The organism is Porphyromonas canoris (assembly GCF_000765975.1).
In the GTDB taxonomy this organism is placed as follows: Bacteria; Bacteroidota; Bacteroidia; order Bacteroidales; family Porphyromonadaceae; genus Porphyromonas_A; species Porphyromonas_A canoris.
On sequence record NZ_JQZX01000012.1, the window covers coordinates 347,581 to 356,707 of the forward strand.

Sequence of the window (9,127 nt, forward strand, 5' to 3'; positions counted from 1 at the left end):
TATACAACCATATTAAAATTAAACACACATTATGATGAACTTTAGGAAAATTTCCTCGGCACTCCTAACCATGTGCCTTTTTGCATTTACTGCTTGTAATACCCAAGGTCCGGACAAACCGAACAATGGAGACGAGCAAGAAACTATTCCGTATATTTTATCGGCAGAGGATGCATCCAATGCGGACATTACCCGCTTCTATGCGTTTGATCCGACAAAAGTGTTGGGTACGACAGAGACTTATGATCTCATAGCTAAAACAGATCTGTTTACCAATTCGGATCCTTCCACCTCCGCAGGGCACCACTCATTGGGAAAGTATTTCTTTGCCATGGCAAAGGATAAAAAAGGGATGTCTGCCACTCCCGGTGTATTCCGTTTGACTCTCAATGACAAGAAGGAAGTTGTGATAAATGAGAGCTTGACGATAGTGAAAGGAAGCTTTTACCCTAAGCGCCTTGGCTTTTTGGATAAAAGCACTGCATTTTACAGCAGAGAAGACAAGCCAAGGGTGATAAGCATTTTCAACCCTTACACCATGCAGCTGACAGGTGAAATAGACTTTAATGAAGCTATCAAAGCATTCAAGCCGGATGCCAAGTATGTGGACGAAAAAGGGAATAACCTTGTTCGTACCGGTTCATTCTCGATAGATGCAAGAGCAGGTAAGCTCTTTGTCAGCGTGGTATTTCTCAATGGTAAGTCTTTCAACGAAATTGGCGAAGAGTACGACAGTTATTATGTAGCTGTTGCCGATATTGCCACTAAAAAGGTAGAGAAGATTATTTCTTATAAAGGTGTTCGTAACGTGGGTATTGTGCAGGCAGAAAACTCACCTACAAGCATAGACGAAAAGGGTAATATCTACTACCTCTCTTGGGGATGGAATGGACGAGGAGTTCAAGGAGACTCGAAAGTTTTCCGCATAAAGGCGGGAGCTACCGAGTTTGATGACAACTGGGAGTTCGATATTCAAAAAACATTCGGCAACCATCGCATAGCACAATCTATGATTGCTTATAACGAAAAGATCTATCTTCATATTTCCAAAACCGACTACAGGTTTGGAACAAAAAATACAGATAAGATAGAGATGGAGTATTACGAACTCGATCCGGCAACAATGGCCTACAAACAACTTCCTATACCGGCATCCAATATCTCTTCACGTATGAATGTCTTCAGCGTGGTAGATGGTAAGCTGTTTGTCTGCGTACCAAACAGAGAAGAAGGTAAGTTCAACGGACTTTACTCCGTAGATAAGGCAGGTAAGGTAGAGAAGGTAATGAGTGTGAAGAATCAATACCGCCCCGTACGCCTTTATAAGCTTACCAAGGAGTAAGATCCTTAATTTAACACATCCTCAATAGGAGATGCCATGTCATCTTTGCTTTTAGATTTCCGGCTGTGAAAACAGTCGTGGAAAGAATAAAGAGGATGACATGGTGTCTTTTTTCTTTTTGAAGGAGATAATCCATACATTTACTCCCATATAATTACTTTTTGCTACGGATATGATGCGTAGCTAATACTTTTTTCTTTACAGATTACAATATGAAGTCAACAGTAAAGATCTCTCTGATAACTTCGGTGGTTTTGCTTCTTTTTGTTGCAGCCGGTTGGTTCATTTGGGCAAGGTATCTCTCTCCTACCCGTATAGCTCTTTACGCATTCAAGACATACAGGGCGACGGATATAGCTTTGTCGAATAAAAACCCGATGATACACTTCGATGCTTACGAGCAGGAGGATGTGGACAAGCTTAAAGGGTACGACTTTATCATCTGCAATGGTATGGGGCTTCGGCTTTCTGCGGAGGAGCGTGATGCTTTGCAACGTTTGGCAAGTAAGGGTGTCCCTATCATTATGCACGCTTCCACCGATAGCAGGAACGAAATGTGCAGCATGGATAGTATTCACTGTGCTACCATTTCGGCTTATCTCTCTGCGGGAAACATGGTCAATTACCAAAACATGGCAAGCTATGTCCGGAAGTATATAGACCGAAAGAGTTTCCGAGTCACGGATCCTGAACCGCCTACCGAGAGTATAGAGGAAGTTTTCTTTGATCTTGAAGAGGGTGTGCACTTCTTTACGATAGACGAGTACGATGCCTACACCAGGAAAAAAGGCTTGTACAAAGAGGGTGCAAAGCGAGTGGCTCTCGTCATCGGCTTGCACAATCCTTTCAGAGGAAACAAGCAACACCTCGACAGCATCATCGTCTCCATGAGAAACGCAGGGCATAATGTCTATCCTATTTTTGCCAAAGACAAAAGGCTGGAGATGCTAAAGTCTGCCAATCCTGATGCTGTCATTTACACGGCAATGGGTCGTCTTTCCATGGGAGAAGGGGACGAAGTGGTAGAGTGGCTCAAAGAGACCAATATCCCACTGTTTACACCTCTTACCAGCTTGGAGTTGGAAGAAGATTGGATGGCTAATCCGATGGGACTCGTTGGCGGTATATTGGGACAGGGAGTGGTGATGCCGGAGATAGATGGAGCTGTTTACCCTTATGCTCTGATTGCACAGGAGAAAAACAGAGAAGGCTTTTATCTCTTCAAAACCATACCGGACAGGCTTCGCACTTTTACCGATATTGTCTCCCGGACAATAGCTCTCAAGAGCAAGAAAAACTCAGAAAAGAAGCTCGCCATCTACTTCTTCAAAGGAGCCGGACAGCAGACACTTTTAGCGCAGTCCCTCGAAACCATTCCATCTCTTCACAATCTCCTTTTGCGTTTGAGAGCAGAGGGGTATAAGGTAGAGAATCTTCCCGAAACACCGGAAGAGCTTGGACGAATGCTCATGTCTCAAGGCGTTATCCTTGATCCTTATGCAGAGGGAGTACAGCAGGAGTTTCTCCAAAAGGGCAATCCGGCTCTCATCAAAAAGTCTCTCTATGAAGAGTGGGTGAAAAGCTCCATATTCCCGGAGAAGTACAAAGAAGTAACAGACCTTTACGGCGAAGCTCCGGGAAGCTATATGAGTACTGAAGCAGATGGAGAGCCTGCCATTGCAGTGGCTAGACTCGACTTTGGAAACGTTGCGCTGCTTCCACAACCAATGGCAGCCGTGGGCGACGATGCGTTTGCCATCGTTCACGGAGCAAAGTCTCCACCTCCACACCCTTATATTGCCTCATACCTCTGGATGCAGCATGGCTTCAAGGCAGATGCTGTTTTGCATTTCGGTACACACGGCAGCCTTGAATTTACACCGGAGAAGCAGGTTGCTCTCAGCAGTGCAGACTGGAGTGATCGTCTTATCGGCTCAGTTCCCCACTTCTATTACTACACCATAGCAAACATCGGAGAGTGCATCATAGCCAAACGCCGCACCTACGCAGCCATAACCTCATACCTTATGCCGCCGTTCATGGAGAGCAATACGAGAGGGCAGCTGGCGGATCTTCAAGGCAAGATACGCGCTTACTTCAAGTCCCCCGACCCTAAAGACAAAGCTTCGATAGCGGTAAAAGAGAGTGCCATGGCACTTGGAATACACCGCTACCTCCGTTTGGACAGCATTCCTGCCAAGCCTTATACTCAGGAAGAGATAGAGCAGATAGACAACTTTGCCGAGGAGATTGCCAATGAGAAAGTAAATGGCGAGCTGTACATCACCGGCGTACCTTATTCCAAAGAGAAGATTCTCACCACCGTCATGGCGATGAGTGCGGATCCCATTGCTTACAGTATTGCACGCATAGACCGCCTTTCCGGCAAGGTGGATACGGAAAAGCTCCGCAGCAACGTCTATTTTACGGAGCATTATCTCGCTCCTGCAAAGTCGGTCGTTCGGCAGATCCTTTCCGGCAGAGCTGTCGATTCTCTTTTCGTTAGCAGTGTTATCGGAGTCTCTCCGGCTGAAATCCGTGAGGCACATACACTATTGGCACCGCCCAAGAGGGCAATGGGGGGAGGACGTATGCCGAAAGAGGTGCGCCAACATACTAAGGAGGAGAGAGAGAAAGCTTTTGCCATTGTTGAGGCGGAGCGTACTCTTTACGATGTGACAAAGTATAAGAACGCATTGGAAGAGAGTCCCGAAGCCGAGCTAAAAGGAGTATTGAATGCTCTTGCCGGCGGATACAATGCTCCCTCTTCCGGAGGTGATGCCATTGCCAATCCGTCTGCCGTCCCGACGGGCAGGAATCTCTACTCCGTGAATGCCGAAGCCACTCCCACCGAGAAGGCTTGGGAAGATGGTATCTCTCTGGTCAATGCCACTCTTGCCCGATACAAGAAACAGCACGGAGACTATCCGAGGAAGGTGAGCTTCACGTTCTGGAGCGGAGAGTTTATCGAAAGCGAAGGTACTACCATTGCCCAGGCTCTTTATATGTTGGGCGTGGAGCCTGTGAGGGACTCTCACGGACGGGTAACGGATCTCAGGCTCATTCCTGCTTCCGAGCTTGGACGTCCCCGTATAGACATAGTGGTACAGACATCCGGACAGTTCCGCGACCTTGCCGCATCTCGTCTGATGTATATCACTCGTGCGGTGGAGATGGCAGCCGAAGCCAAGGATGAAGGCTATGAAAACAAGGTGAAGTCTTCTTCCGTCGAGGTCGAGCGTCTGTTGGTAGAGCAGGGCGTCTCTCCGCAAGAGGCACGGGAGCTTTCCACCAAGCGCGTCTTCGGAGGACTCAATGGCATGTACGGCACCAAGATCAAGGAGGTCATTGCAAGTAGCGATCGCTGGTCTTCCGATGAGGAGATCGCCAATGCCTATATCAACAATATGGGAGCAATGTATGGAACAGAGGAGGAGTGGGGAGCATTCAACGAACACCTCTTCAGGGCTGTGCTGCATGATGCCGATCTGGTGGTTCAGCCTCGTCAGAACAATACCTGGGGAGCGTTGAGCCTCGATCATGTCTATGAGTTCATGGGAGGGATCAACGCAGCCATCCGCAGCGTGACGGGGAAAGATCCGGACGCTGTCTTTGCCGACTATCGCAACCGCAACAACATCCGCATACAGGAGTTGAAAGAAGCCATCGGAGTGGAAGCACGTGCCACCATACTCAATCCGAACTTCGTGAAAGAGACCCTCAAAGGCGGTGCGAGCAGTGCTCAAGGCGTGCTCGATGTCGTCTCCAACACATTCGGCTGGAGTGCCACCAAGCCCGATGTGATAGACAACGAACTATGGGACGAGATGTACGAGATGTACGTGAAAGATGTTCACAATCTCGGCACGAACGAGTTTTTCAAAGAGATAAATCCGGCATCATTCCAAGAGATCACAGCCATCATGCTCGAAAGCAGCCGCAAGGGTATGTGGAAAGCCTCGCCGGACAAGGTGGCGCATCTTGCAGAGCTTCATGCCGGGTTGGTCAGAGAGTTCGGATCCACCGGCAGCGGATTCTCTGCCACCAACCCCAAGCTGCAGGAGTATATTGCACAACAGCTCCGTCCGGACGACGCAAAGAGCTACAACAACGCGCTCTCCAAGATGAAAAATGCCGCCGCCGTTCCCGAAGCAGACAAAGAGAGTGTCCGGCTGCAACGAGAAAACCTCACCCACTCTCACCTCTCGGACACAAAGACCATCCTCACCAACAGCATCGTCATCGCCATCGGAGCCATCCTGCTCTTCTTCTTTATTCTTGTCGTGATAAAGAAAAGACGCCGATAAACAACATCCGAGAGCGGCACCGAGCCGATCCGAACCCCAAAGAGACCTCGAACAGACCCCTTCGAGGTCTCTTTTTTTCTCCCGAAAGATCCCATGAAAAGCCCAACCATCATACCCTGAAAACGGACAAAACTTACACCTCGGCGCAAGTCAAAAAAAACTGCCTGCCGAGAGAGAAAAACTTTCATACCCGTGAAAAAAAATCTCCATACGCACAAAAAATCCCCTCCCTTTCGCACAAAAATCCCCTCCCTTTCGCACAAAAATCCCCTCCCTTCCGCACAAAAATCCCCTCCCATTCGCACAAAAACCTCCTCCTTTCCGCACAAAAAATCTTCTCCTTTCCGCACAAAAATCTCCTCTCTTTCGCACAAAAACCTCCTCCTTTCCGCACAAAAATCTTCTCCTTTTCGCACAAAAATCTTCTCCCTTTCGCACAAAAACCTCCTCCTTTCCGCACAAAAATCTCCTCCTTTCCGTACAAAAATCTCCTCCCTTTCGCATAAAAACCTTCTCCTTTCCGCACAAAAATCCCCTCCCTTTCGCACAAAAATCTCCTCTCATTCGCACAAAAACTTCCTCCTTTTCGCACAAAAATCTTCTTCCTTTCGCACAAAAACCTCCTCCTTTTCGCACAAAAATCTTCTCCTTTCCGCACAAAAATCCCCTCCCATTCGCACAAAAATCTCCTCCTTTCCGCACAAAAATCCCCTCTCTTTCGCACAAAAATCCCCTCCCTTTCGCACAAAAATCTTCTCCCTTTTGCACAAAAATCTTTTCCTTTCCGCACAAAAATCCCCTTCTCTTCGTACGAAAATCTCCTCCCATTCGCACGAAAATATATTTTTGTGCGCAGACAAAAATATGTCCGCAGGCATAAAAAATACCTCCGATTCGTATAAAAATATATTTTTCTGCCTATGAAAATATATTTTTATGCCCGGATCGCCACAACTCTTATGCTAAAGAAAATACTTTTTCTGCGCACGCAGATATTTTTTCGTCNTGAAAATATATTTTTATGCCCGGATCGCCACAACTCTTATGCTAAAGAAAATACTTTTTCTGCGCACGCAGATATTTTTTCGTCCGCATGAAAATTTTTTTCTATGCCCATGAAAATTTATTTTCTTGGCCACGAAAATTTTTTTTCTTGGCCACGGAAATTTTTTTTCTTGGCCACGGAAATTTATTTTCTTGGCCACAAAAATTTTTTTTCTTGGCCACGGAATTTTTTTTTCTTGGCCACGGAAATTTTTTTTCTTGGCCACAAAAATTTATTTTCTTACCTACGGAAAAATTTTTTCTTACCTACGGAAATTTATTTTCTTACCTACGAAAATATTTTTTTGTACGTACGAAATTTTCATGCTCTCCGAAACCGACCTTTTCTCTTTTCCCGATCCCGGTTTTCCGTCTCGGCACAAAAAAAAGCAGTGCCGGCACTTATCGCACCGGCACTGCCCGAATTTGTCTACAATATTTCACGCCCCGCCACTTCGGGGTGAGGGAAATTCCCCTCAATCTTAATCAGTTTTTACCGTCCACCCTTTGTCTTCGGCTATCTTCTTGTTGCACGCTGCCGTACCCGGATTGCCTGCTATCCAGATCTTCTTCTCGCCTTCGGTCAGCCCTTTTACATCGGGAAGTGTGCGGAATATCTCGTTCAGCGTCTTCGTGCTCAGCTTACAGTGTTTGACCCACAACGCATCATTTATGCTGCTTGAGATCTTCAAGGAGCTCAGATTCGGGTTATTATAGCAGGCGAACCGTGTCAAAGCCGTGTTCTTGCTCACATCCAGCGAGGTGAGGGAGTTTGAGTGGCAGAACAAATCTGTCAAAGCAGTGTTCTTGCTCACATTCAGCGAGGTGAGGGAGTTAGAGTGGCAGGACAACTCTGTCAAAGCGGTGTTCTTGCTCACATCCAGCGAGGTGAGGGAGTAGTTAGAGTCGCAGAACAACCGTGTCAAAGCCTTGTTCTTGCTCACATCCAGCGAGGTGAGGGAGTTAGAGGAGCAGTACAACTTTTTCAAATCGGTATTCTTGCTCACATCCAGCGAGGTGAGGGAGTTAGAGGAGCAGAGCAACTCTTTCAAATCGGTATTCTTGCTCACATCCAGCGAGGTGAGGGAGTTATAGGAGCACCACAACACTGTCAAAGCCTTGTTCTTGCTCACATCCAGCGAGGTGAGGGAGTTAGAGCCGCAGTACAACCGTGTCAAAGCCTTGTTCTTGCTCACATCCAGCGAGGTGAGGGAGTTCTTTTCGCAGTCCAAATAAGTCAAAGCAGTGTTCTTGCTCACATCCAGCGAGGTGAGGGAGTTAGAGTCGCAGTACAACAGTGTCAAAGCCGTGTTCTTGCTCACATCCAGCGAAGTGAGGGACTTAGAGCCGCAGTACAACTCGGTTACCTTTCCATGCACCGTAATGGTCTGCGAGCCGAGTGTGTACGCTTGATAGGAGCCAAATACGGTTACGCTCTCGCCTGCATCTTTGACCTTGTTGTTGTTCAGGTCTATCCAGACATCCGCTTGGTCTTCCGGCTCGGCATTGATCTTAAGCTTTATCTTCTTGCCCACGGCTTTCTTTGTCGTCATCGTCATGCTGTTGCCGGCAGGAGGAGTATCTCCGACATCCAATTTCCAGCCTTTGTCCGTGGCTATCTTCTTGTTGCACGCATCCGTACCCGGATTGTCTGCTATCCAGATCTTCTTCCGACCGATGCTCTGCCCTTTCACATCGGGAAGCGTAGTGAATATCTCGTTCAGTGTCTCCGCGCTCAGCTGACAGCGGTTGACCCACAACGCGTCATTTATGCTGCTCGAGATCTTCAAGGAGCTAAGATTCGGGTTATTCTCGCAGGAGAATCGTGTCAAAGCCGTGTTCTTGCTCACATCCAGCGAGGTGAGGGAGTTAGAGTCGCACACCAACAGTGTCAAAGCAGTGTTCTTGCTCACATCCAGCGAGGTGAGGGAGTTAGAGTCGCAGCTCAACACTGTTAAAGCCGTGTTCTTGCTCACATCCAGCGAAGTGAGGGAGTTAGAGTCGCAGTGCAACGCTGTCAAAGCCGTGTTCTTGCTCACATCCAGCGAGGTGAGGGAGTTATTGTTACAGAGCAACACTGTCAAAGCCGTGTTCTTGCTAACATCCAGCGAAGTGAGGGAGTTAGAGTGGCAGGACAACCATTTCAAATCGGTGTTCTTGCTCACATCCAGCGAAGTGAGGGAGTTTTCGTCGCAGTCCAACCTCGTTACCTTTCCATGCACCGTAATGGTCTGTGCACCGAGTGTGTACTTTTGGTCGGAGCCAAATACGGTTACGCTCTCGCCTGCATCTTTTTTCTTGTTGTTGTTCAGGTCTATCCAGACATCCGCTTGGTCTTCCGGCTCGGCATTGATCGAAAGCTCTATCTTCTCGCCCACGGCTTTCTCTGTCGTCAAGGTGATGGAAGGAAGATCCTCTTCCACGTCTTCGCCCA

4 protein-coding genes are annotated in these 9,127 nt (G+C 47.7%); 2 read left to right on the forward strand and 2 right to left on the reverse strand.

Going from position 1 to position 9,127, the window contains the following annotated elements:
• The first annotated feature begins 34 nt into the window (after positions 1–34).
• Both HQ29_RS07940 and HQ29_RS07945 read left to right on the forward strand, forming a co-directional pair.
• Positions 35–1,342: a DUF4374 domain-containing protein gene (locus tag HQ29_RS07940; protein WP_152566518.1), complete on the forward strand. Its 1,308-nt coding sequence runs from the start codon at positions 35–37 to the stop codon at positions 1,340–1,342.
• 212 nt (positions 1,343–1,554) lie between these two features.
• The gene (locus HQ29_RS07945; protein ID WP_036868941.1) at positions 1,555–5,649 is read left to right on the forward strand and encodes a cobaltochelatase subunit CobN; all 4,095 of its coding nucleotides are present in this window, start codon (positions 1,555–1,557) and stop codon (positions 5,647–5,649) included.
• A 150-nt stretch (positions 5,650–5,799) separates the two neighbouring features.
• On the opposite strand, the gene HQ29_RS07950 is transcribed toward HQ29_RS07945, so the two are convergent.
• Positions 5,800–6,477, reverse strand: coding sequence for a hypothetical protein (locus HQ29_RS07950; protein ID WP_036868943.1), 678 nt, complete (start codon positions 6,475–6,477; stop codon positions 5,800–5,802).
• 698 nt (positions 6,478–7,175) lie between these two features.
• Positions 7,176–9,127 (reverse strand): leucine-rich repeat domain-containing protein (locus HQ29_RS10630; protein WP_052090003.1); only part of this gene is annotated, 1,952 nt, incomplete at its 5' end.

What these genes read in the sequence shown, in the direction of transcription:
- HQ29_RS07940 (WP_152566518.1), top strand. Translation starts at nt 35, where the DNA reads ATGAACTTTAGGAAAATTTCCTCGGCACTCCTAACCATGTGCCTTTTT.
- HQ29_RS07945 (WP_036868941.1), top strand. Translation starts at nt 1,555, where the DNA reads ATGAAGTCAACAGTAAAGATCTCTCTGATAACTTCGGTGGTTTTGCTT.
- HQ29_RS07950 (WP_036868943.1), bottom strand. Translation starts at nt 6,477, where the DNA reads ATGGGAGGAGATTTTCGTACGAAGAGAAGGGGATTTTTGTGCGGAAAG.